The 23551-nt window shown below is 33.6% G+C and carries 20 protein-coding genes; 19 read left to right on the top strand and 1 reads right to left on the bottom strand.

What is annotated here, in order from left to right; genetic code table 11:
- Position 1: 1 nt before the first annotated feature.
- A complete protein-coding gene (locus tag ABMA76_RS11305) occupies positions 2–1216 on the top strand; it encodes a type II secretion system F family protein (RefSeq protein ID WP_392911039.1) in 1215 nt (404 codons plus the stop codon).
- 204 nt (positions 1217–1420) lie between these two features.
- Positions 1421–2032, top strand: a complete 612-nt coding sequence (locus ABMA76_RS11300) for a type IV pilin protein (protein WP_392911041.1) — start codon at positions 1421–1423, stop codon at positions 2030–2032.
- 35 nt (positions 2033–2067) lie between these two features.
- Here the strand turns inward: ABMA76_RS11300 and ABMA76_RS11295 are convergent, their stop codons facing one another.
- Entirely contained in the window at positions 2068–2727 is a 660-nt protein-coding gene (locus tag ABMA76_RS11295) for a hypothetical protein (protein ID WP_392911043.1), read from the bottom strand.
- Between the two features lie 46 nt (positions 2728–2773).
- Here ABMA76_RS11295 and ABMA76_RS11290 point away from each other — a divergent pair, with 46 nt between their 5' ends.
- The 17 genes from ABMA76_RS11290 (at position 2774) to ABMA76_RS11210 (ending at position 23419) form a co-directional block, all read left to right on the top strand.
- Positions 2774–3631, top strand: a complete 858-nt coding sequence (locus tag ABMA76_RS11290) for an ABC transporter ATP-binding protein (protein WP_392911045.1) — start codon at positions 2774–2776, stop codon at positions 3629–3631.
- The gene (locus tag ABMA76_RS11285) at positions 3628–4395 is read left to right on the top strand and encodes an ABC transporter permease (RefSeq protein WP_393061624.1); all 768 of its coding nucleotides are present in this window, start codon (positions 3628–3630) and stop codon (positions 4393–4395) included. The genes ABMA76_RS11290 and ABMA76_RS11285 overlap by 4 nt, the downstream gene beginning before the upstream one ends.
- On the top strand, positions 4395–5168 hold the full coding sequence (locus ABMA76_RS11280) for a prepilin peptidase (protein WP_393061622.1): 774 nt from the start codon (positions 4395–4397) through the stop codon (positions 5166–5168). Before ABMA76_RS11285 ends, ABMA76_RS11280 begins: the two co-directional genes overlap by 1 nt.
- A gap of 63 nt (positions 5169–5231) precedes the next feature.
- On the top strand, positions 5232–6404 hold the full coding sequence (gene pilM, locus ABMA76_RS11275; protein WP_392911051.1) for a type IV pilus assembly protein PilM: 1173 nt from the start codon (positions 5232–5234) through the stop codon (positions 6402–6404).
- Positions 6401–7030 (top strand): PilN domain-containing protein, encoded by a 630-nt coding sequence (locus tag ABMA76_RS11270; RefSeq protein ID WP_392911053.1) that lies wholly within the window; start codon positions 6401–6403, stop codon positions 7028–7030. Before pilM ends, ABMA76_RS11270 begins: the two co-directional genes overlap by 4 nt.
- 2 nt (positions 7031–7032) lie before the next feature.
- Positions 7033–7686 (top strand): type 4a pilus biogenesis protein PilO, encoded by a 654-nt coding sequence (gene pilO / locus ABMA76_RS11265; protein WP_392911055.1) that lies wholly within the window; start codon positions 7033–7035, stop codon positions 7684–7686.
- Positions 7683–8117 (top strand): hypothetical protein, encoded by a 435-nt coding sequence (locus tag ABMA76_RS11260; RefSeq protein ID WP_392911057.1) that lies wholly within the window; start codon positions 7683–7685, stop codon positions 8115–8117. The genes pilO and ABMA76_RS11260 overlap by 4 nt, the downstream gene beginning before the upstream one ends.
- Positions 8118–8189: 72 nt before the next feature.
- Complete coding sequence (pilQ, locus tag ABMA76_RS11255; RefSeq protein ID WP_392911059.1) at positions 8190–9986, top strand: type IV pilus secretin PilQ; 1797 nt, start codon at positions 8190–8192, stop codon at positions 9984–9986.
- A 42-nt stretch (positions 9987–10028) separates the two neighbouring features.
- A complete protein-coding gene (locus ABMA76_RS11250) occupies positions 10029–10847 on the top strand; it encodes a tetratricopeptide repeat protein (RefSeq protein WP_393061620.1) in 819 nt (272 codons plus the stop codon).
- Entirely contained in the window at positions 10840–11274 is a 435-nt protein-coding gene (locus ABMA76_RS11245) for a type II 3-dehydroquinate dehydratase (RefSeq protein WP_393061618.1), read from the top strand. The genes ABMA76_RS11250 and ABMA76_RS11245 overlap by 8 nt, the downstream gene beginning before the upstream one ends.
- A gap of 9 nt (positions 11275–11283) precedes the next feature.
- Entirely contained in the window at positions 11284–11856 is a 573-nt protein-coding gene (gene efp, locus ABMA76_RS11240) for an elongation factor P (protein WP_392861143.1), read from the top strand.
- Between the two features lie 151 nt (positions 11857–12007).
- Entirely contained in the window at positions 12008–12895 is an 888-nt protein-coding gene (locus ABMA76_RS11235) for a hypothetical protein (protein WP_393061616.1), read from the top strand.
- Positions 12892–16836 (top strand): translocation/assembly module TamB domain-containing protein, encoded by a 3945-nt coding sequence (locus tag ABMA76_RS11230; RefSeq protein ID WP_393061614.1) that lies wholly within the window; start codon positions 12892–12894, stop codon positions 16834–16836. Before ABMA76_RS11235 ends, ABMA76_RS11230 begins: the two co-directional genes overlap by 4 nt.
- Positions 16824–19676: an outer membrane protein assembly factor gene (locus ABMA76_RS11225; protein WP_393061612.1), complete on the top strand. Its 2853-nt coding sequence runs from the start codon at positions 16824–16826 to the stop codon at positions 19674–19676. The genes ABMA76_RS11230 and ABMA76_RS11225 overlap by 13 nt, the downstream gene beginning before the upstream one ends.
- Before the next feature lie 236 nt (positions 19677–19912).
- A complete protein-coding gene (rplM, locus tag ABMA76_RS11220; RefSeq protein WP_021267593.1) occupies positions 19913–20350 on the top strand; it encodes a 50S ribosomal protein L13 in 438 nt (145 codons plus the stop codon).
- Positions 20351–20365: 15 nt separating this feature from the next.
- A complete protein-coding gene (gene rpsI / locus ABMA76_RS11215) occupies positions 20366–20767 on the top strand; it encodes a 30S ribosomal protein S9 (protein ID WP_021267519.1) in 402 nt (133 codons plus the stop codon).
- Positions 20768–20869: 102 nt separating this feature from the next.
- Positions 20870–23419, top strand: a complete 2550-nt coding sequence (locus ABMA76_RS11210; RefSeq protein WP_393061610.1) for a hypothetical protein — start codon at positions 20870–20872, stop codon at positions 23417–23419.
- Positions 23420–23551: the final 132 nt, after the last annotated feature.

Genomic DNA, 23551 nt, shown 5'->3' with positions numbered 1-23551 from the left:
TATGCCACTATATAAATGGGAAGGACTTGATAAAAACGGTAAAAAGGCCAGTGGACAAATCCAGGCCAACGATGAAAAGGATGCGAAGAAAAGACTACGCGCCCAAGGTAATCGTGTACGTAAGATTATTCCACCTTCAATTTTAGAATTTGATATTAATGCATGGTTAATTGAGAAAGGAATTGGTTCGGCTTTTGGTGCTCCTGAATTGATGAATTTTACCAAGCAATTATCAATTATGATCAATGCTGGTGTACCAATTATTTTGGCACTTGAAATTATTTATAAGTCAGAAAAGAATCCTGCACTAAAGAATGCTGTTAAGAATATCGCAACTGATGTAGCAGAAGGGAATACTCTTGCTGAAAGTATGCGTAAACAGCAAGGTTTCGATAATCTCTATTGTAACCTTGTTAAGGCCGGAGAGATCGGTGGGATTCTCGATGAAATTTTATCGAAACTAACAGAACATTTAGAGAAGCAGGAGAAGATAAAAAAACAAATTAAATCGGCTATGAGTTATCCACTAATTGTTTCTGGTATTGGTGCACTTGTTGTTTGGGGCCTTATTACATACGTTGTTCCTCAGTTTACTGGAATGCTTGCAGACACTGGACAAGAGCTTCCTTGGATCACTCAGTTTGTAATTGATACATCAGAGTTCTTTGGTGAGTATTCTGGGAAAATGATTATAGGTGGAATCGCTACCATGATCTTCCTTACTTACTTTGTTAAAACACCACAGGGAAAGGTTGCTTTTGATAAGTTTTCTATGAATATTCCTGCTTTTGGAGCCGTTATCATCAAAGGAAGCTTGGCCCAGTTTTCAAGAACATTAGCAACTCTTCTTGGTTCCGGTGTTGCCTTAATTGATGCTTTAGAAATTTGCGTTGAAACCATTGATAATAGTGTTATCTCTGGGGATATCAAAGAAGTAAGAAAGAAAGTTATTGAGGGAAAAACTTTAACAGAGCCACTTACGAAGATTGACTATTTTCCTGAGATGGTTGCACAAATGATTAAGGTTGGTGAGTCGACAGGTTCAATTGATCAAATGCTTGCAAAGATTTCTGTTGTTTTTGAAGATGAAGTTAATGATGCAATTACAGCTGCTACAAAAATGCTAGAACCTTTAGTTCTTGTTGTACTTGGTGGAATTATTGGTGCTGTAATGATTGCAATTTACTTGCCAATGTTTATGTCAGCAGGTGCCTAAATACCTTGATTGACAAACTTTAGTGGCAAAACTGTAGTTAAATTTAGTTATTGTTTTAAGGTAAGTGGTTGATTTTATTAAGGGCTAATATTTAAGTTAAATATGCCGTAAAGTATTTATAAGGCTAGCTAAATCTTAATTTTAGCTAAGTTCTTAAGCTTATTTAATTAATCTATCTAAATTAGGTTAACGAGGAGAAAAGACATGAAATTTACAAACGAGTTGAGAAACTCAAAGGGGTTTACCCTGGTCGAGCTGATGGTTGTTGTTGCCATCATCGGGATTCTATCTGCTGTAGCAATTCCAAACTTTAAAAAGTACCAAGCGAAAACGAAAACTTCTGAAGCGAAGCTTCAACTAGCTTCAATTTACTCAGCAATGACTGCTATCCAAACTGATTATGATTCATTTGGTACATGTTTAGGTGATGCTGGTTACGTATCTCCAAATGGTGCATGGGATACTGCTACACCATCTAGTGGAAGTAATTACTATTCAATTGGATTTAGTGCAGCTAACTCTACACCAAACCAGATTGTTAGAGATAACGGTGGAACTTGTCAAAATATTGAATTTGGTGCACCCGCCTTTAAGAAAGTGGGGGGACAGAGAACAACTGTTGCTAACATTGCTACTATTGCTGTTTCAAACATGGGTGACGGTTCACAAACAGCACCTGGTGTTGATGCTCAGGGTGGTTACTTTGTAGCCGGTGCAATCGGTTATATTGATTCAGATAGTATCACTACTGCTACTGCAAGTAAGTGGGCGATTGATCAAGACAAGGTACTTAGAGAGATTAATAAAGGTTACTAATCTTTAAATTTTTATTCTAAAGATAGAAGGCCTCATTAATTTGAGGCCTTTTTTATTTCTTCTATTTTCTTAATTAAAACTTCTCTTTCTTTTTCATCTTTAGTTCTATTCAATTGTAATTGAAGTAGTTGAAGATGGGACTGTTTAGTTTTTCGTTTGTTCCTTGCCTCTTCAATAAGTCTTGGAAGAATTACAAAGTTTGTAGCGTATGGTGATTTTCTAATCTTTTGATACATTATTAAAGAGTTATTATAGTCTTTTAGTTGAAAGTGGTAGTTAAAGGCTGCATTGTACATTAGTCTGTAGTCATCAGGAAAAACTTCTAGACCTCTTTTAAAAATAATCTCGGCTCCTATGATATCGTCTTTAATGATTGATAAATAAATGCCTCCGTGGAGATAGTTTTCGTAAAACCTTGTGTCCAGATCAGCTATCAGTTTAAACCTATAGTAGAGCCAAGATTTTTCTTTGTTTTTTACATGATCAGTGTCGGCATCCAGAAGTGTTTTTGTCCAATAGTAACTCGAAATAAATCTATAATTACCAAATGATACAATTTTAATGAAGTCGCTATTTAAAGTAGTAAATAACTCAGGATTAATAGGCTTTTTAAATGAAAGAATGTGGTTAACACCTACTAGAAATGTGAATAGGATCATTGGAATTAATTTATTTGCAAGTTGTGTTTTCTTCATGAGCATATCTGATTATACTAGTATTAAAAAAAATAAAAAGGCTTCTATGTTAATTTGTGAAAATATATCGAAATCGTTTAAGAAAGATTTTTGGAATAAAGATTTCGTGGCATTACAAGATGTCAGTTTTGAACTTAGTAATGGAAAGATTGTTGGTTTTTTAGGCGCAAATGGAGCTGGGAAAACAACATTAATTAAAATTATACTTGGGTTTATTAAACCAAATACAGGTTCAATTAAGATATTAGATATTGATTGGACTGAGGATGAAGTAAGGAAGCTTATTGGTTATATGCCTGAGCGTCCATACTATTATCAGAATTTAACAGGTTATGAATTCTTAACTTACTGTGGTGAATTACAAGAGATTGAAAATAAAACAATTGAAAAGAATATTGAGAAATGGGCGACGAAGCTAGAAATAAAATTTGCTTTAGATCGAAAAATTAAAGGTTACTCGAAAGGAATGCTGCAACGTCTTGGATTTGTTTCTGTTCTTCTACATAACCCTCGTCTTATCATTTTGGATGAGCCTCTTTCAGGACTAGATCCAATTGGGCGAAAAGAGTTTAAAGACGTCATTAAAGAAGTGAATGAAGAAGGTGTTGGCGTTTTCTTCTCTTCACATATTGTAAATGATGTAGAAGAAGTTTGTCATGATGTTGTGGTTCTAGAGGGCGGAAAGATTATTTACAATGGTCCAATCAAGGAATTAGTTTCTCAGAATACAAGTAGTAAGTTTGTTATAAAGTATAATGATGGAATCAGGGATTGCGAATTATTAGTGGAAGAAGAACTTAAAGATAAGAAAGTTTTAGAACTAATTGAGTCGGGAGCAAAAATATCGAAATTAATTAGAGAAAGCTCGTCTTTAGAAGAAATAGTATATCGGTTAAATAAATGAAGAATATATTAACAATTGCAAAATTTACGTTTAAGGATATCGTTAAGAGTAGAGTTCTTTATCTTACCCTATGGATTGCTCTCTTTATTTTAATCTTAAGTTATATCACCTCAGAATTTTCTTATGGAAATGTTTTGAGGATATCAATTGATTTTGGGCTAGGGGGGGCATCTCTGGCCGCAAATATATTGGCAATATTTGTAGGTGTAAATGTATTGTCAGATGAAATAGAGTCAAGAACTATTTACATAACCCTGTCTCGTCCTATCTCAAGGGTTAAATTCTTATTAGGGAAAATTTTGGGAGTTTCTTCGATTCTAATTCTAAGCTCCTTTATTATTTTTGGAACTTCTCTAGTTGTTTATTTATTTCGTGGTGGAGTTTTAGATAACGTAATTATTAATTCGTTGTTTTTAGGGATCTTAGAGTCAATTCTTTTGTTTTTAGTAGTCCTCTTTTTTAGTTTAATAACTTCACGTGCTCTTAGTGTTATTAATACTGTCGTTATATACTTTGTTGGTCATGCCATAACACATATCTCTAGTTTATCTTTTGTAAAAAATCGTGAAGGATTAGAACTTGTTCTTAGACTTTATAAAGCAGTTTTGCCGGACTTAAACTTACTTAATTACAAACCTTTTGTTTTCAATACTGATCTTGTCTCAAGTCAAAATATCATGAATAGCTATTTTTATGGTGTAACTTATATTTTGGTACTTTCATTCATTAATGCTTTTGTTTTCAAAAATAAAGAGTTGAGCTAATGATAATTCTATTTAAAATCTATGCATTTATTTTTGGCGCTCTTATTGGAAGTTTTTTAAATGTTCTAATACTTAGACTTCCGACTAATGAAAAATTCTTTATTGATCGATCTCGCTGTCCTAAATGTGGGTTTCAACTTAAATGGTTTCACAATATTCCAATTCTCAGCTTCATAGGTTTAAGGGGGAAGTGTGCCAATTGTAAAACAAATATAAGCTTTCAGTATCCTGTAATAGAGTTTTTAACAGCGTCTATTTCTCTCTTGTTATTTGGCGACGATATTAGTCTTCATGGCCTAACATCATATCTATTCTTCTTCACTGTTGCCTGTTGTTTACTTGTCCACTTTGTTATTGATATTCGACACCAAATCTTACCTGATGTTATCAATGTATACCTTGGTGTGATCTTCTTTATTCATGTTGTTTTTTTCTTTCATTGGAAACACTGGGTGCTTGGTGGCTTGATAGGATTCTTAGTACCTTACTTAATTACTTACCTATTTTACAGAATTAAGGGGGTCGTCGGTCTTGGCGGTGGAGATATCAAGCTCTTTGGCGTCTTAGGTATATATCTAGGGCCACTTGGAATTATTCACAATATGCTCTTTTCGTGCATCTTTGGAAGTTTACTTATGCTACCGCTATTGATGTTTAAGGTTATCAAAAGAGATCAGGCAATTGCCTTTGGGCCATTCATAATCATCGTTGCAGTGATACAAATCTACTTTCCAAGTGTCTTTAGAATGATGCTGGGCGCATTACTGTTTTAAATAACTTCTTGAAATGACTGGACTGTGCAGAGTATAATAAAATAATACTTTGATAGGTCACGGATGAAGAAGAATATTGATATACAGGATGTTATATTTAAAATTAGGGAAGGTTTAGGTTTAGTACCTAAAGAACTTATTGGTGTTGACATCGGTCAAAGCTCAGTAAAAGTCTCTAAAATAATTACTAAAAATGATACTTATAAATTAGTTAAGTATGCATCTGTTCCACTTCCGGAAGCTGCAATTATCGAAGACGAAATTCAAGATGAAGACGCTCTCAAAGAAGCTTTAGAGGAAGCCTTCAAATATGCTAAGGTGACTGAACCATATATTTGTCTTGGTTTATCTGGCCCAAATACAGTCATTAAAAAGTTACAATTAGCTGGTGGTGATGACGAAGAACTTGAAGATCAAGTTATTTGGGAAGCCGAGCAGTATCTTCCATTTCCTGTAGAGGACTGTAATATTGATTGGTATGTTATAGGCGAAAACATGGGGGGAGGTCTCGATGTTATTGTTTGTGCAGTTAAGAAAGATGTTCTCGAGTCATTCAAATCAATAATTGAATCCTTGGGCAAAATAGTTAAAGTCGTGGACTTATGTTCAATTGCTATCACAAATATTTATGAACTTGCTTCTGAAGATGATGATATCGAAAGTAGCATCACTAAAGATTTCGATGAGGACGTTTTCGAGTCTACAACAAGTACAGATGTTAATAAGGTACTAATTCCTTCTACTTTGTTAATTGATATAGGTTCTCAGGCGACTGTATTTATTGTTCTTAAGAAAGGTATTCCCGTTTTTGTTAAGGAAATTATTATTGGTGGTGCCAGTATTACTGAAGAAATTCAAAGGCAGTTAGGAGTTACATTCAAAGAGGCAGAGGACTTGAAAAAGATGTCCGCTGGCGGAGGTGTTCCAGATGATGTTTTAATGATTATTAACGAAATCAATGGAACCCTAGTAAATGAGCTAAAGAAGGCACACGACTTTTATATAAATGCTACATCAGATGATTCATTAAAAAATATTACTGTTACAGGCGGCTCTGTTCGATTACCAAATTTATTAGAAGAGATTCGATCTTCATTTGGTGTTGATGTAAACGTACTAAATCCATTTAATGAAATTGAATTTAATGAAAATGATTTTGATGATGAAGAGTTAAATGATATGGCCCACGAAGGTGTTGTCTCATTTGGATTGGCCCTTAGGGAGTTTCCAAAATGATAGAAATTAACCTATTAGAAAAAAAGAAGCCAATAGAGCTTCCAGTTATTCTTGGTGTTGATCTTAATAAGGTGAATAAGAAATCACTCGTGATTGCTTATGCTATGTACTATGCGATGACATCTTATTTGGTTCCAACTTTTAAAAATCAAAATAAAGATATTCAAGATCAGATTGTTCAGCAAAGAACAACTTATAACAAGATTAAAAAAAATGTAGACTCTTATGGCTCTTTAACAGAAGTTATGGATGCATTTACTAAGCGAATTGAAGAGCTTAAAAGTCGTGAAGCACTTGTTGCACAAGTAATGTCAAAGAAATCAAATCCCTATAAAGTTCTTAGAGGTCTGTCTAGTTCTTTAAATGATGATATTTGGTTCAATACGCTGACTATCGATGATAAGAAAGTTATCAAAATTGAAGGGGAGTCCATTTCTTTCTCTTCAGTTGGGGACTTCATCAATAATGTGAAGGAGCTAGAATATTTCATCCCAAGAAATGGCTTTAGTTCAGAGACCTTTGGAATGAAAGAATTGAAAGAGATACAGGACCAATTATATGGTGAAAATGTAACGTTACAAAGTTTTTCGATTGAAGGGAAAGTTCAATCATATGGAGACCTTTAGTAATGTTATCATTAATTAATAAGCTATATTTACTACTTATTCTTTGGGGAGCCTTTCAGGCATACGAGGCTTATAATCTAGTTGATTCAGAAAGAGAAGTTCTACAGTCTGATCTTAATGCGATTAATGGTCGAATAGCTAAGAAGAAAAAAGAGCTAAAAATACTTAAAGACTATGAGAGAGATGTTGAGCAAAAGAAAGAAGAAATTGAAATCGTTGCTCAAAAATTGGAAGAAACACAAAGACGCTTACCTAAAGATATAAGTGATAACGAAAGTATTAATCTCATCAAAAAACTAGGTGAGAGTCTGAAAATTAAAGATGTACAGATTAATCCAAGTGGTCAAGAAGAGAATGGGTTTTACATAACGAAGTTTTATACATTCTCTGGAAAAGGAACCTACTTACAATTTTTACTATTATTAGAAAATATTTCTAAACAAGAGCGAATTCTTAATGTTAGAGATATTAATCTGAGTAAAATTACAAAAACGAATAAGTCTAGATACGAGATTATCAATCTCTATGCAACAATTGAGAGTTATATTTATAATCAGAATCATAGAGAAAAACGTGGTATTAAAGAAATTGAGCAGCAGTTAAGCGAAAAACAAAAGAAGCCAGCGCCAAAGAAAAGAACTAGGAAGAGAAAATGATAAAATTTAGCAAAATAATGCTCATCTGTTTATTTTCATATCTCTCATTTGGAGAAGTTTCGTCTGATTTAAGCTCTGGCCGTAATATCCGTGACCCATTTAAGGTAAAATATAAAAAGAAAATGGGTAATAAAAAAGCCAGAAGAGAGAAGTTTACTGGATTTTCAAATAAGCTTACAACCGACCACTTGAGAATTGATCGCTTAAGAGTGACTGGAATATTCTTAGGTAAAGATGCAAGAGCTATAATTAAACAAATTGATGATGAAGGATTATCAGAAGCTGTCATAATTAAAGAAGGGATGAAAATTGGCCCAGATCAAGTTGAAGTTAAAGCAATTCTACCTGGTGGGGTAGTATTAGTTGAGAAAATTATTAATGTATATGATGAAGAAGAGTATCTCGAAACAATACTTCCTTTATCTGAGTAATGCATAATACTTTTATAAAATTCAAATTGTGATATCATAAAAATATAATAATTTTACTTAGGAAGAGTAAAAATGAAAAAAATAGTCATAGCAGTATCGATTCTATACTCATTTTTTGCACTATCTGCAAATTTAACGAAAATTGATTTTCAACAAAAAGATGACTTAAGTTACTTGAATTTTAATTTTGATAAGAATGACTTCAAGATCAAGAAGTTTCAAGTTGTAAAAGATAAGCAAGTCATCATCGATATTGAAAACACCGTTTCAACTCAAAGAGTTCTAAGGGCCTTTGATACATCTGAGTTTTCTGGAAGTGTTGTATTTGTTTCGGCATTCAAAGCACCTGGAAGTTCTCAAGATATTAGAGTTGTTGTACAACTACGTGATAACGTACGTTCCAAAATTCAAACCTCTGGAAATTTAGCGAGCATTATTTTTGAAAATCGTTACGGTGCCTTTGCTAGTTCAAAAGAGCAAGATAGCGTTGTGTCTGCAGTTGAAGAAAAGAAAGCTGAAAGACTTTTAAAGCCAAAATCTAAGAGTATGGAAGATATTCTCGAAAACCTTACTCTTTCTGGACAAAAAAAATACGTTGGTAATAAGATTTCTTTAAATGTTAAAGACATGAAGATTAACGATATTCTTGATTTAATTGCGGATGCTTCTGGATTTAACGTTATCATGACAAATGATGTAGCGGAGCTTAAACCTTTATCACTAAATCTTGTGAATGTTCCATGGGACCAAGCACTTGATACTGTTTTATCAATCAATAAACTTGTTGCTGAAAAGAATGGGGCGATCCTAACAATTAAAACACTTGCTCAAGCAACTGAAGAGAAGAGAAAAGAGAGAGAAGCGACACAAATTAAAGAAGTTGCGGAACCTCTAGTGACTAAAATTCTTCCAATTTCATATTCAAAAGCAAAAGACTTAACAACACTTCTAAAGGACTATGTAACTCCTGCAAGAGGTTCAATTATTGCCGATGAGAGAACAAACAACTTAATTATTAATGATACCTTAGAGACGACAGAGAAGATTGCAAAAATTGTTGATATCCTTGATCGTCAGACTCCACAGGTTTTAATTGAATCAAAGATTGTTGAAGTAAACGAAGGATATCAAAAGCAAATTGGCCTACAAAATGGGTTAAACTTTGGCTATGATCCTGTTGGACAAATTCCTACGTCGACTGAGTTAACAGGCTCGGCAAGTACGACGAGTATTTCAGGACCTGGTTTAAGCTTTTCAAGTGCTCCGACAACTGGTGAAGCGACAAGAAATCTTCTTGGTGTAACAATTTCTCGTTTTGGTCGCTTATTTGACCTTAACTTTCAATTACAACTTCTAGAAAGTGAGTCGAAAGGAAAGATTATTGCATCTCCACGTGTCGTAACGAAGCATAATGTAAAAGCTGAGATCGTTTCAACAGATACAACTTCATTTGAAGAAAGAGAAGGAACAGGTGAGGATCTAACAATTACATTTAAAGAAACGACTGCAGAGTTAAGTCTCGCTGTTACTCCTCAGGTTGCTAATGATGGTGCGATTGATCTAATTGTCGAACTTTCAAAAGAGCAATTTGGTACTTCTCCAGCAGCTGGAGCACCACCTGATAAAACAAAGAGACAGGTAAAGACAAATGTGTTGGTTGAAAATGGATCAACTATCGTTTTAGGTGGACTCTATAGTTATTCGAAACTTGAATCACACTCTGGTGTGCCTTACTTAAAAGATGTACCGATTGTTGGTTGGCTATTTAGAACTCCATATAACCCACAAGTGAGTAAGACTGAACTTGTCATTTTCATCACTCCAAGGGTTATTAACCAAGAACGTGCAGGTTTAACAAGTAGCTTGTAGATGAAAAATTATAATAATTTAATCTCAAAATATAAGAGTCAATTGGAGAAAGACCCTCGTTCGAAGGTCTTTGCTCCTCTTGCCGAAATATATCGTAAAGTTGGTATGAATGATGACGCTCTTGCCTTATTGAAAAGAGGTTTAATTCATCATCCGAATTTTTCAGCTGCAATTATTATTTATGGACAACTTCTACTAGAAAAGGATGAGGTTGAAGAGGCATATACAATATTAAAGCCTCAGCTTTCTATAAATGGCGATAATATAAAGTTCTTAAAATTATTTGCACAATCTTGCTTTAAGCAAAATCTCATTCTTGAAGCCCTAAATACATATAAGAGGGTTCTATTTATTTCTCCTAAGGATATGGAAGCGACTGAGTTTATTGTTAAATATGATAATTTTGATAGTGTTGAAGATGAGGACTTAACGCAAAAAACTTTTGATATTTCAAATCTTGATGACGAGATTGAAAGCTGGAGCACATTGAGTTTAGTTCCGCAAATTAAAGAAGAGCCTGTTGTTGAAGAGAAGAGCAATGATGAACCAGGACAAATCTTTAGTCATACCTTAGTTGATCTTTACCTAAAACAGGGTGCCAAGCAAAAAGCTATTGAGGTATTAAATAGTGCATTAGTTGAAAATCCAGATGATAAGAGAATTCAAGATAGGCTAAGGGAGCTTGAAGGACTTGATGAGATAAGTGAGAGTAAAGGCCGTGAAGATCTTATGGCCGCATTCGAGTCTACGGCCAAGAAATTAGAAGAAAAGCCGAAGGTTGAATTAGAAAAATTATCAATGGCCTTTGAGCTATTTGAATCATATCTAAAGAAAAGAAGCAGCGAAGTTTTAAATGGATAAATTCTTAGTCATTAATGGACCTAATTTAAATTTATTAGGTAAGCGTGAACCCGAAATCTATGGCACTTTAGATCTTGCCGGTATCGAGTCGTATACAAACAAAAAACTTGGAAACCTCGGTTATAATGTTGATGTCGAATGGTTTCAATCTAATGGTGAGCAAGAAATTATTGAGAAAATACATGCTGCGTCAGAGGGTGGTTATAAAGCACTTATTATAAATCCAGCGGCCTTTTCTCATACTAGTATTGCTATATTAGACGCTTTGCGTGTTATGAAATGTCCAGTAATTGAAGTACACCTGTCGAACACAAATCTTCGAGAGGAGTTTAGAAAGAATAAAATTACTGCAAAATCTTCATCAGCTGTGATAGAAGGTTTAAAAGAAAAAGGTTACTTCCTAGCAATATTATCGCAATTAATTTAAAGGGTTTTTATGGAAATATCGACAAATGACTTTAGGAAAGGTTTAAAACTAGAAATCGATGGCAAACCATATGTTTGTATTAAATGTGACTTCACTAACCCAGGTAAAGGTTCAGCTTTTTACAAGTTAAGAATTAAGAACCTTGAAACAGGTGCAGTTATCGAAAGAACTTTCAAGTCTGGTGTAGCAACGGGTGCAATGCAACCAGATCTAGACGAAAAAGAAGTAGAGTACTTATACAATGATCCTGAAGGATTTAACTTCATGGACCAATCAACTTTTGAAACAATTCACGTAGCAACAGAGTATATCGAAGATGCTGCTAATTACCTTCAAGAAGGTATTAAAGTAGAACTATTATATTATAAAGGAAAGCCAATCTCGATTGAACTTCCAAACTTTGTTGAACTTGCAGTTACTGAAACTGATCCAGGACTAAAGGGTGACACTGCTCAAGGTGGACTAAAAAAGGCCATTATGGAAACAGGTCTTCAAGTTAACGTTCCACTATTTATCAAAGAAGGTGAAATCCTGAAAATTGATACAAGAACTGGTGACTACGTAGAGCGTGTAAATAAATAAATTTTCCAATAGTAAGGGCCTTTTTCTAGGGCCTTTTTCTTGTCTCTATTTCAATTATTTCTGTGGTAAAAAGTACGCTTAACATTAATTAAATTAATTATTTGATATAATAATATTAGATAGTTAGTTGTATTTTTATACCAGAGGCAATGTGTCAGAAAACACAATGACAAATACAAATTTTGATATCAAAACGTTACTTGGTAGTACGCAGGAACTCATTGCGTTTTTAGAAAGTCATCGTGTTGAAAATGAAGAGTCATCACTAAGTCATAATTTATATATTGATTCAATTTTAAAAATTCTATTATTTCATTCAACAGGAAAAGTACAAAAGCTATCAGTCGAGATTAAAAATCTAACAAGTTATTTATTAAAACGAAAAAAATCCAATCGCCTTAATGAATTAAAAAATATTTTAGATCATTTCAGTGTTTCATACTCAGAAAATTTTGATTCATATATAAATATATTAAGTACTGAAAAAGTAGACGAGACTTTTGCGGATTCTATTTCAACGATTGCTACTGTTAAAAACTCGGAAAAATATTTCCAATATAAAACATTAAGAAAAAAACTTGAAAGAGACTTAGAGTTAATCGATCCTCTAATGTTCATCGAATCAATTTTTAAAGTCATTCCTTTGTTTTTTGAAACAAGTGAGTATAAGTCTATTATCTATAAGTATGGAAAAAATAGTGGTGATAACGATCTGATAAGAGCTATTAACTACTACCTAAAAGATTATAGCGATATTTCAGAGTTTGTTAAAACTACATCAAAGCGTACATTAGATAGAGACTATATTGAAGCTTATAAGACTTCTATTAATAAAAAGGATGAGCTTCTATCATTAGTTGAATTAAGAGAAAGATTGGTAGATGGTTGTAAGTCGAAAGATGAATATATCAATACTTTATTTGAAATGGCCGTTGCTTATCGAAAACTCGGTAATGAGGAGAGAGCATACTTTTTAGCAATAATTGTTAACCGTATATATCCTGGTTATAGAAATGTAGAGGTTATGTTAAAAAGATGAGATTTGTTAATAAATTTCTAATCATATTCACTCTTGTATTCGGACTTCTTGCTGTTGGGGCCTGGCGTTTCATTCAGTCACGATATGTATCAACAATTCTAACAGAATATATAAATAAGAATATTATTCTTGATTCTAATATGACTCTCTCGTTCTCGAGAGTTTCTGGTGGATTCTTTCCTCCTCGTACAATCCTAGAGGATGTAAACTTTAAGGTCAAAGATGAGTTAGAAGTACATGTAAAGGATGTTTCAGCAGCATTCTCACTACTTAGTTTATTCTCATCAAATGTTAGATTTAACTCAGTAAACTTCAGCGATGGTTACATTGTTCTTGAAAAATTAGAAAAGAGTGAAGATGACACTTCACAAGTGAGTGTATTTAACACGCTTAATAACGTAACTAATCAATTACCATTTAAGATTAATAAAATTGAAATTAGAAATTCTGATTTTTATATTGCTGAAAGTAACCTCAATATTCCAATTAAGCATTTGGCCCTAAGTCCATTCGAATATAGTTACGATATTATCCTAGATATTGAAAATGTTAGTTGGCAGGGTGCCATTGTTGATAATTTATTTTTAGATTCAGAGATCGTTGAAAACAACATTCGTGTCAGAAATGGTTATGTATTCATTAAAGACTCTAAGATAAGTGGTTCTGGAAAATATGAGTTTAAAAATAAAAAGATTCATTCAGATATTGAGTATAAAATAAACTTTGATAGCTTTGAGGATTTAAAGAAGAAGTATAGTGTAAAAATGGATGGTATCCTAGAAGGAAAGGCCACGATAACAGGAGCTATCAGTAAGAAAGATATTTTTGTAAGTGGGCTTTCGAATGGAAGTAATATTCATTCTGATTATGTAAATCTTGATAAGTTTAAAACAAAATACTCATTCCATAATAATAAATTAACTATAAAAGACTTTGTTGGTGAGATAAATAATGGCCAAGCCAAAGTCTCTGATGAACTAATATTGAACTTTAGTGAGAGTAAAGTAGTTGAAAATAAAGTTGTCGTTGAAACGAATAATCTTCATTTGAATGACATTTTATACTTCTTGGGTGATGACTTCGTTCTTTTAAAAGGACGTACAAATGGAAAAGTACTACTAAGCATGGATGAAAATGGTGCTGTCCTTGTTGATAGTATTGAAGGAAGTCCCGTTTATATCAAAAACTTAGCTCTAAAACCTACACGTGATAATATTTTAAACTTTGAGAAGGTAGACATATCAAGTCTAAATATTTTTGCGGGAGATGACTTTAGAATTGGAATTAATGCAAAAAGTAATTCCTCATCGCTCGTTGGTTGGGGATCTGTTGTTGGAAGTGAAGTAGACTTCACTGTTAAAGCAAGAGATTTTAGTATCTCTGATCTTGGTGGACAGATTTCTCAAGTTGCAAAAGGTCGAGGTGACTTTGATATTACAATTAAAGGATCAGAAGAAGTTATAATCGATGTAAATACTTCAAACGCAAAATATATTGAAGTATTTGGCTTTCTCTTAGAAAAAGAATCTAGCGCAAATTTAAAGTATTCAATTGATAAGAATATCATTTATGTAAACGAACTTATAAATAAGACTAATGGTCAAACCACGATTTCAGGAAATGTGAACCTAGATAAAGAAGAGGTTGAATTAAATATTGGACTAAAGAATGTTGACCTAAGTCTACTCGAACGAAATGTTAAGCCAATCTGGGAAGATATTAAAATGTATACGACACCTTTTGAAGGTGTCTTTAATGCTGATGTTTATTTGAATGGTAAATTTTCAAACTTTATCACTTCTGTGAATATTAATTCAGATAAGGTGAGCGTTTACAAAGAGCCTATTGATAATATCGCTTTGAAGCTTATCGTTACAAATGATGATGTATCGATCAAAGATGCTTTCGTTAAAAAGAATCGATCTAGTGCTTCAGCGGACTTTATTTATAATTTTAAAAATGGATTTGAAGAAATCTCTTTTATTACTACTCCAATAAAGCTTGGTGATTTTTATCGATATCGTGATCTCGGTTTAGGCTATAATGGCCACTTCTCTGCTAGTATTGAAGCAAAGAGAAATGGTGTTCTGAGAGGAAAAGGGAATGCATACTTGACTGAAACAAAAGTAGGAAATGAAGAGATTGGTGCTTCGGAATTAGAGTTCAGTTTTAAAGATAAGGTAATTAACTTTAATACAAATATTCTAAATCAAAATATCCATATGGATGGTGAGTTAGACTTTAGTAAAAGTCACCCGCGAGTTGTTCTTAACTACAATGTCGATATGCCTGATATCAAACCATCTCTATCTTTTATTTCTGAGCACAACTCTTTTAATAATGAATTGAATGGATTTGTTCAGCTGAGTGGGCAACTAACTTACGACTTCAATCCTAATCGACCTGTAAGTTCTATTATGAATTTGACTCAATTTCATATTAGTAATTATGGACGCTCTCTAACATTGAAAAGGCCGACCTCGATTGAAGTTGATCAATCGGAAATTAAGCAGCTTAACTTATCATTAAGCGGTTCCGGTGGTTCTTATCATTTAGTAGGGAGTGGAAATTTTGATACTAATTTCCAACTAGTTCAAGACTTAGATATTAATCTTAGTTATCTAACCCTTTTAACAAGTGAGATCGAAAGGATTCTAGGAACGATCAAGGGCAAGGGGATTATTGTTGGAAATCGTAAAAAATATGACTTGTCCCATTCCCTTAGTACTTCAAACTTTGGGCTAAAGCTTAAAAGCGTTCCTTTAGAAATTTCTAATGCTAGTGGTGTCGGTGCTTATCGTGACCAAAAAATACTAATCAATAACCTTAGTGGTGAGATTGGCTCTGGTGACTTTGACTTGTCTGGATATATAAAAGCAAGTTTTCCACTGCCTGAAGTTTATATAACTTCTAATTATACAAATGTAGGCTATCAAGTAGAGTCGCGATCAATTATCAATACAGATGGAAAATTAACTTTAAGTGGCCGTGGTTTTCCATATTTAATTAAAGGAAGTGTTTTTGTTAATGGTGGACTTATTGAAAATGAATTTAATGACTTCAAGTCTTCTTCAGAATTCAATAAAAGTTTGAGCAAGTACATTACCCAGAATCAAAGAGGTATCCCTGATTTAATCAATCTTGATATCGACTTAAGTATTAAGGAGACAGTTAGGCTCAGAAATCGCTTAGCAGATCTTTTAATAGCAGGTGATTTACATATTGATGGACAGTTTACAAACCCAGCAATGCAGGGACAACTTATTATTGTTCCAGGATTAAGTAAGTTTAAATTTAGAGGCAATGATTTTATCTTATCAGAAGGTGTTGTTTACTTTACGAAAGAAGAGAATATTGAACCTATTACTCTAAATCTTTTAGCAAACTCTACTATTGGACAATATGATATTGAAATGGGAATTGCTGGCTCGGTTGACGACATTTCAATCAACTTAGAATCAAATCCATCACTTTCTCGTGATAATATATTTTCACTACTCACACTTGGAGTAACATCTGACTTTTCTCAAAACTTGGAAGACAGTCAAAGAACTAACTTAACGACAATCGGAATTGGTACATTTTTAGTTGATCAGTTAAATATTAATGAAGGCCTAGATGCTGCACTTGGGTTAAAGCTAAGCGTTTTGCCAGAGTTTACTGAAAGCTCTGATAGTCCTATTGAAGAGGCCACGAAATCTGAGCAGTCAGTAAAGACGGCCACTAAGCTACAGATTACGAAAAAAGTGAATGACAATATCAATTTAAAGTTTTCCAATACTTTTGATAGTGAAAGTAATAAACAATCGATTAACGTTGATTACAGTATAAGTGATAAGCTCTCTATTGAAGGGATCTTTGAAAGTGAAGATGATACAAATAATAAAGAAGGAACAGACGGTTCAGTAGGGGCCGACATAAAATATAAATGGTCATTTTAAGATTAATTGCCACATTCATCTTACTATTTAGTTCTGTTCATGGTGCTGAAAATATTCATATCAAAAATGTTGATATTGACTGTACCGGCCGCGAAGAATGTCTTTTTATCATCGAAAGTTTTAAAAAGTATGAAGGAAAGGAATTAACTCGTGAAGAGTTAAGCCGAATTATTCAATTTGAATTAACAAAACCATATTATAAAACTTTTTATTATGAAGTTAAAAAGAGCCGTCTAAATATTGTTGTAGAAACAAAGCCTAGAATCCTATCAATTAATGTAAAGGGGACAGACTCTGTTCTTAATCGTCGTATAAAAAACGATTTTAAATTGAAGGAAGGTGACTACTTTGACGATATGTCAGCACAAGAGGGACTTAAGGCCATAGGTAAAGAGTATTTTAAAAAGGGTTCTAAAGTAGGTTCAATCTCTAAAGAACTAAATCAAGAAGGAATAAAGATTACTCTAAATCTATTAAAGAATGAGATCAGGAGACTTGAAGAAATAAAATTAAATGGTTTATCTGGAGTAAATTTAATCGAAGCAGAGAAGTTCTGGCATCGTATTAAGGGAAGCTCTCTTGATTTTACGAATTATAAAAAAATGCTTCAAGAGTACCGTTCCTTATTAATAAGAAATGGTTTTTGGCTATCACGAGTAAAAGAAGAATTGAACGTTCTTGATAACGGTAATTATGAACTGGTTTTTAATGTTGAATTAGGATCTCGATTCGGTGTTAATTTTTATAATAACTATCGTTTAAATCATAACGACCTTCTCTCTCATGTTAAAAAGTATATTCAAAATAATAAGGGACGATTTGATGATATTTCACTTAATCGTCATATTGTTAACTTCTATCGTGAAAATGGTTACTATTATGCAAAATCTAAGCTAACGGAAGCTCGTGGCCTTGATATTAATGGAAATAAAATTTTAAACTTCTATTTTACTATCGATGAGGGACGTAAGGTCAAGGTCGCTCAAATTAACTTTAATGGAAATCACTTCAAAAACAGTAAAAAGCTTAAAGAAGTTTACTATAAGACTGATTCAGATTTGTTAAAGGCAGACTATCTACATGAAAGAGGACTTGAGAATGCCTCTGAGAAGATCAAAGAGATTTATGTTAAAGATGGTTATATTTTCGTTAATATTGAAAAGCCTAAAGTCGACTTTATCGATGGTGGTGATGCTGCAATTGTATCCTTTTCAATTTCAGAAGGTTCTCAATATATGTTGAGTAAGATCAATATTGAGGGTGTTGAAGATGAAGAGGCCAAATACTTTATTAAAGATGTTCTTAAAAATAAAATAGGGAAACCTTTCAATGTTGTTCACATTGATGAGGATTTAAAGAATGCCCTGATCTCTCTAAAGACACGTGGTTATTACTTCAGTACATATACTGAAAAACGTCCAAAAAAGATTGTCAATGTAAACTCCGCAACTAATGAAATTGAATTAAACCTAAAATTTGGTGTTGGTGTAAAGACCTATCTTGGAAATGTCATTGTAACTGGTAACTCAACGACTAAAGATGTTGTTATTAGAAGAGAGCTTCCGTTAGAGCGTGGGGATCTTGTTACCCCTAAGGCCATGAACGACTTTATTGCACGCTTAAGAGAACTTGGCTTATTTTCAAACGTAAATATTTCTTCGTTTGTTGGAGAAGAAGTTTCACAAACAGAGAAATATCTAAACTTTGTTATTAAAGTTACTGAGAAAGATTTTGGCCTTGCCGAAATAGCCCCAGGGTTTAGAACCGATCTCGGTTTAAAATTCTCTACGACTATTTCTTATAATAACTTCAATGGAATGAACCGCTCTTTCATCTTCAAGGCACAGACAAACTGGAGAACTGATTTCTCGTATCTTGATGATCGAAGAAGAGAGGATTCAAGAAAGTTATTAGAAGGATTAGTACAGTTCCAATATGTTGAGCCGTATTTATTCTACGATTTATTCAAATCGAAAGTAACTTTTAAGGCCACTGCTCGTTACGAAAGAAAAAGATACTCTGATTTTGATGCTGATATCATTAGTTTCTCTCCGCAGCTAATTAAGACCTTCTCTGATGTCTTATCAATGAGCCTGACTTATGAATTTGATAATATCAGACAGTTTGATGCAACAGATGCAATTGATGAAGACAAGTATATTATTGGTGCAATCAGACCAGAGCTATCTTTAGACTTTAGAGATAATAAAACCTTACCTAAGAAAGGCTCTTGGTTTAATTTCTCTTGGGAATTTGCAAACCCTTACCTTGGTTCACAAGAAAGTGAAGACCTAACAATTGACTATCACAAGGCCGTCGTTCGAAATTTTAACTATATCCCTATGGGAGATATTACTTTAGCAACTTCGATTGCCCTAGGGTACGAGCATAACTTCTCAAGTGATATTGTTAAAGATAGTAGTGGAAATATTATTATCGATACAGATGGTAAGCCAATGACAACAGGCTATATTCCACCTTTAAAAGTTTTTCGTTTAATTGGACGTGATTATCTTCGTGGTTATAGTGATCTGGAAAGTGGAAGACTAACAGACGGTACATATATTAATGATACAACAGTTAGAGGTGAGGCTTTCTTTGTAAACTTCAGACTTGAACCAAGATATTATATTGGCGACTATTCTGCCATTGCTGTCTTCTTTGATGCGGGACGCGTATTTGTTGATAAAATTGATAACTTCGACTTATTAAAATCAGTAGGGATGAGCTTTAAGTTTTTTACACCAATTGGGTCCTTGGATTTTGACTATGGTATAAAATTAGACCGCGTTGGTGGTGACTCATTTGGCCGTTTCCACATCACGATTGGCCAATTTTAGGAATTTTCGTAATTTCAAAGACTTAAGATCGAAGAAAATATTACGCATGGCCAAAAAAATAACAATTTCCCATTGTTTTATTGGCATAAATTGTTTAATATCTGCCGAAACCCGTTACCCCACAAACAACGGAATTATGGGCCTTTAGGTCCTTAAGTGTTGTAAACAAATCATTTTATTCTGATGATGCGTTTACGTTTTATTGATTTTTAACATTATTAAAGTGGAAGGTTACTATGTACACTGAGAAATCATTTGTGTTGAAGCCAGCAGACGCTGACAAAAAATGGCACTTAATTGATGCTACTGATATGGTAGTTGGACGTTTAGCAACTGAAATCGCTAATGTATTAAGAGGGAAGAACTCACCAAAGTACACTCCTCATACAGATTCTGGTGATTTTGTTGTTGTTATTAACGCAGAAAAAGTTAGATTTACTGGGAATAAGTGGAACGATAAAGTTTACTACAGACACACAGGGTATGCTGGTGGACTTAAAGAAAGAACTGCTAAAGAACAATTAGAAAGAAAGCCAGAAGCGATTCTTATGAACGCTGTTAAAGGTATGCTTCCTAAGAATTCTCTAGGTAGAAAACAACTAACAAAACTTAAGGTTTTTGCTGGATCTGAGCATGCTCATAGCGCTCAAAACCCAGTAGAATACAAATTCTAGTAAGAGGTTATTATTATGGCTAAAGGAAAAACTTGGGATTCACAGGCAGTTGGTAGAAGAAAATCTTCAGTTGCTAGAGTTTACATGGCTGCAGGAACTGGTAAAGTTGTTGTTAATAATAGAGATATCAAAGAGTACTTCACAAAAGGTACAGATAGATACGTTGTTAACCAACCTCTAAACCTACTTAAACTTGCAGATAAATATGATCTAAAGATCAACGTTACTGGTGGTGGAACTACTGGTCAAGCGGGTGCTACTCGTCTTGGTATTGCAAGAGCAATTCTTAAGATCGATGCAGCTCTTAGAGGCGAGCTTAAATCAGCTGGGTTCCTTACAAGAGATCCAAGAAAAGTTGAAAGACAAAAAGCTGGTCAGAAAGGTGCAAGAGCAAAGTACCAATTCTCGAAGCGTTAAGATTTATCTTACAATATTTTCGAATATATGCAGGGCCCACTTTTGTGGGCCTTGTCTATTCAAGGGCTTACCAAAAACTTTTCTTCTATGCTATAAATCCTTATGGCAAAATCCATTCAGCTTAAAGGCGTAAGAACTAATAATTTAAAAAATATCAATGTCGAGTTTCCGATTAATAAGATAACTTGTGTTTCAGGTGTGTCTGGATCAGGAAAATCCTCACTTGTTTTTAATACACTGGCAAATGAGTCCAAAAGAAGATTCTTAAATTCACTACCATCTTCAATGAATTTTTTTGAAAGAGTTCCTACAAGTGCTGAAGTAGATAGTATTTCACCTGTTTTACCAGTTTGGAGTCTAGCGCAAAACAATCCAATTGTTGGATCGCGCTTAAATATGGCCGACCAATTAGAGATTAGTTATGAATTAGCACAGCTATATTTTGAACCATTTTCTACAAAGTGCTTGATACATGGAAATGAGTTTGTTGATGGACTTTCACAAGTTGAAACTGACATAACGGATTCTCTTAGCGATGATTGTAAAGTTATCCATGTGCTTATTGGTAAAGATCATTATCTCGAATACATAAATGGAATGCCTGCGAGAAGTTTTGATTCAAAAACTGAGACTATTCGTGATTTTGATAAAGAAGATTCCCAGTGGGAGATCTTTCGAATGAAGCCTAAGAGTATTGGCCAATTTAGAAAAAAATGGATGGAACTAATTAAAAATAGTGCAGTTGCTCAGTTAAGTGTTTATCTTGCAGGACAAGATAAGTTAAAGCACTTCAATTTAAATACAACGGCCTTTTGTCCTAAATGTTCTGAAGAGAATGTGCGTAGTGCGAGGCAAATTAGTGACTTGCTTCCTTATAATGGAGTAGGGGCATGTTCCGAATGTAAGGGATATGGATCAACACTTAGTTATGATATTAATAAAATTGTAAAATTCCCTAAGAAAAAAATTTCTGACGGTGCCATTACTTTTTTAGAGTATGCCAAGTATAGCGAGCATTATAAATACTTTGTAGCAGAAATTAAAAAAATAGGGGTGTCTCCAGATAGTCGCTTTTGTGATGTAAAAGATGAAGTTGAAGAAATTCTTATGAAGGGAAGTGGACGCTTTTATGGTGTATTAAACTTTCTCTATGGGCTTGAAGAAAAACGCTACAAGCGCTCAGCAAGAATTTTTCTAAGGTCTCTTCAAAGTGAAAAGTGTTGTCATGTTTGTGAGGGAAGAAGAGTTTCTCCAAGTGCTTTACTTCATCGTGGAAAACTTCAGAATATAATTTCATATGGAGATTGTTTATCTCTTACTCTAGAAGAGTTATACGAAAACTTATTTGTAGACAAAAGTGATACGATCGTAAAAAAAATATTAAGCAAGTTAGAAATTGCGATTGAATTAGGTTTAGGGCAATTTCCATTGATGACAAAGCTTAAGTCATTAGAAACGAGTGAATACCAAAAGTCCCTCTTAGTACGCTATTTAAGCTTTCAAGGAAGTGGATCTTTATTTGTTCTTGATGAGCCTAGTCTTGGAATGAACTCAGATGAACAAAAAGTTTTATTAAAATTTCTCAAAAAGCTTTCGATAAATAATACAGTTGTGATGGTTGAACATAGTAGAGTTCTACAGCAGGGAAGTGATCACAATATTGTCATTGGTCCAGGGGCAGGTCATCTTGGTGGTGAAGTTATCGCACATAAGTTACCTAAAATAGAAAAAATTCAAAAACAATCATCAAAAAAGAAACGTGTTGATGAAGAAATTACTTTTAAAAATATTGAGTTTGAGGGCTTTAGATATAATGAAATTAAGTTTCAAGTTGGAACAATCAATCAAGTAAAGACTCAAATGGATTCATTTGATAAGAGACTTGTGATCAATGCACTTTTTAATGAGTTAAATGAAGATATTTTTAATGAAAAATACGATTTTGAAACTTCTTATGAAATAGATGATTTAAGCTATCCTGATGGAATTGAGAATATCTTTATTTATGAAACAAGGATTGAGAAGTCAACTAGTCGTTCTACTATCGGGACGGCCCTAGACTTAAGTGGCCATGTGAGAAATTATTTTTCAAGGCTTCCTGTTTCTAAGTCTCTTGGTTTAGAGAAAGGACACTTTTCTAAAAATAGTAAACTAGGTCAATGTGCAGTTTGTGAAGGTAAAGGGATTCAAGAAATTGATATGCAGTTTTTAGAAGATGTTACTTTTGATTGTGATGAGTGCGGTGGAACAGGCCTGAAGAAATTTTATGCCACTATCACAGATGGAAAGTATACGATAATTGATGCATGTAAAACACCGATATCAACTTTATTTGAAACACTTCCTACAACACCTAAGATTAAAAGAACAATTGAATATTTAAAACTTCTTAATCTCGATTACTTAACTCTCGATCGAACAATTCCTTCACTTTCTGGTGGGGAGCGCCTTCGCGTTAAACTCCTTAAGGCCATTGATAAGAAGGTTAAAAATTCGGTTATTGTGCTAACAAATATTTCTTACGGTCTATCAATTAATGAACTTTCTTCAATATGTGAATTACTTGAGGGGTTAACTGGCCAGGGGAATACGCTAGTTCTTCTCGATAACCATGAGATATTTAGTAATTTCAATACGATAGAGCTTGATTAAAGAACTAAAGTATTAAGTAGAATATCCGATAAGAATCGTATGTTAAGGTTCTTATTGTGCTCTATTTTTGTATTTATTTCTATAACTAGTTCGGCACAAGAGTTATTTCAAATCCCATTGAGCAAACAACTT

The sequence above is a fragment of the Halobacteriovorax sp. ZH5_bin.2 genome (assembly GCF_043196375.1).
Classification (GTDB): domain Bacteria; phylum Bdellovibrionota; class Bacteriovoracia; order Bacteriovoracales; family Bacteriovoracaceae; genus Halobacteriovorax_A.
This window is presented reverse-complemented; position numbering and strand designations above follow the sequence as displayed.

Excerpts from the sequence above, each read along its gene's own strand:
- ABMA76_RS11305 (WP_392911039.1), top strand. The coding sequence starts at position 2 with ATGCCACTATATAAATGGGAAGGACTTGATAAAAACGGTAAAAAGGCC.
- ABMA76_RS11225 (WP_393061612.1), top strand. The coding sequence starts at position 16,824 with ATGGTCATTTTAAGATTAATTGCCACATTCATCTTACTATTTAGTTCT.
- ABMA76_RS11295 (WP_392911043.1), bottom strand. The coding sequence starts at position 2,727 with ATGAAGAAAACACAACTTGCAAATAAATTAATTCCAATGATCCTATTC.
- pilM (WP_392911051.1), top strand. The coding sequence starts at position 5,232 with ATGAAGAAGAATATTGATATACAGGATGTTATATTTAAAATTAGGGAA.
- ABMA76_RS11260 (WP_392911057.1), top strand. The coding sequence starts at position 7,683 with ATGATAAAATTTAGCAAAATAATGCTCATCTGTTTATTTTCATATCTC.
- pilQ (WP_392911059.1), top strand. The coding sequence starts at position 8,190 with ATGAAAAAAATAGTCATAGCAGTATCGATTCTATACTCATTTTTTGCA.
- ABMA76_RS11230 (WP_393061614.1), top strand. The coding sequence starts at position 12,892 with ATGAGATTTGTTAATAAATTTCTAATCATATTCACTCTTGTATTCGGA.
- rpsI (WP_021267519.1), top strand. The coding sequence starts at position 20,366 with ATGGCTAAAGGAAAAACTTGGGATTCACAGGCAGTTGGTAGAAGAAAA.
- ABMA76_RS11285 (WP_393061624.1), top strand. The coding sequence starts at position 3,628 with ATGAAGAATATATTAACAATTGCAAAATTTACGTTTAAGGATATCGTT.
- ABMA76_RS11210 (WP_393061610.1), top strand. The coding sequence starts at position 20,870 with ATGGCAAAATCCATTCAGCTTAAAGGCGTAAGAACTAATAATTTAAAA.
- pilO (WP_392911055.1), top strand. The coding sequence starts at position 7,033 with ATGTTATCATTAATTAATAAGCTATATTTACTACTTATTCTTTGGGGA.
- ABMA76_RS11300 (WP_392911041.1), top strand. The coding sequence starts at position 1,421 with ATGAAATTTACAAACGAGTTGAGAAACTCAAAGGGGTTTACCCTGGTC.
- ABMA76_RS11280 (WP_393061622.1), top strand. The coding sequence starts at position 4,395 with ATGATAATTCTATTTAAAATCTATGCATTTATTTTTGGCGCTCTTATT.
- ABMA76_RS11290 (WP_392911045.1), top strand. The coding sequence starts at position 2,774 with ATGTTAATTTGTGAAAATATATCGAAATCGTTTAAGAAAGATTTTTGG.
- ABMA76_RS11270 (WP_392911053.1), top strand. The coding sequence starts at position 6,401 with ATGATAGAAATTAACCTATTAGAAAAAAAGAAGCCAATAGAGCTTCCA.
- rplM (WP_021267593.1), top strand. The coding sequence starts at position 19,913 with ATGTACACTGAGAAATCATTTGTGTTGAAGCCAGCAGACGCTGACAAA.
- efp (WP_392861143.1), top strand. The coding sequence starts at position 11,284 with ATGGAAATATCGACAAATGACTTTAGGAAAGGTTTAAAACTAGAAATC.
- ABMA76_RS11245 (WP_393061618.1), top strand. The coding sequence starts at position 10,840 with ATGGATAAATTCTTAGTCATTAATGGACCTAATTTAAATTTATTAGGT.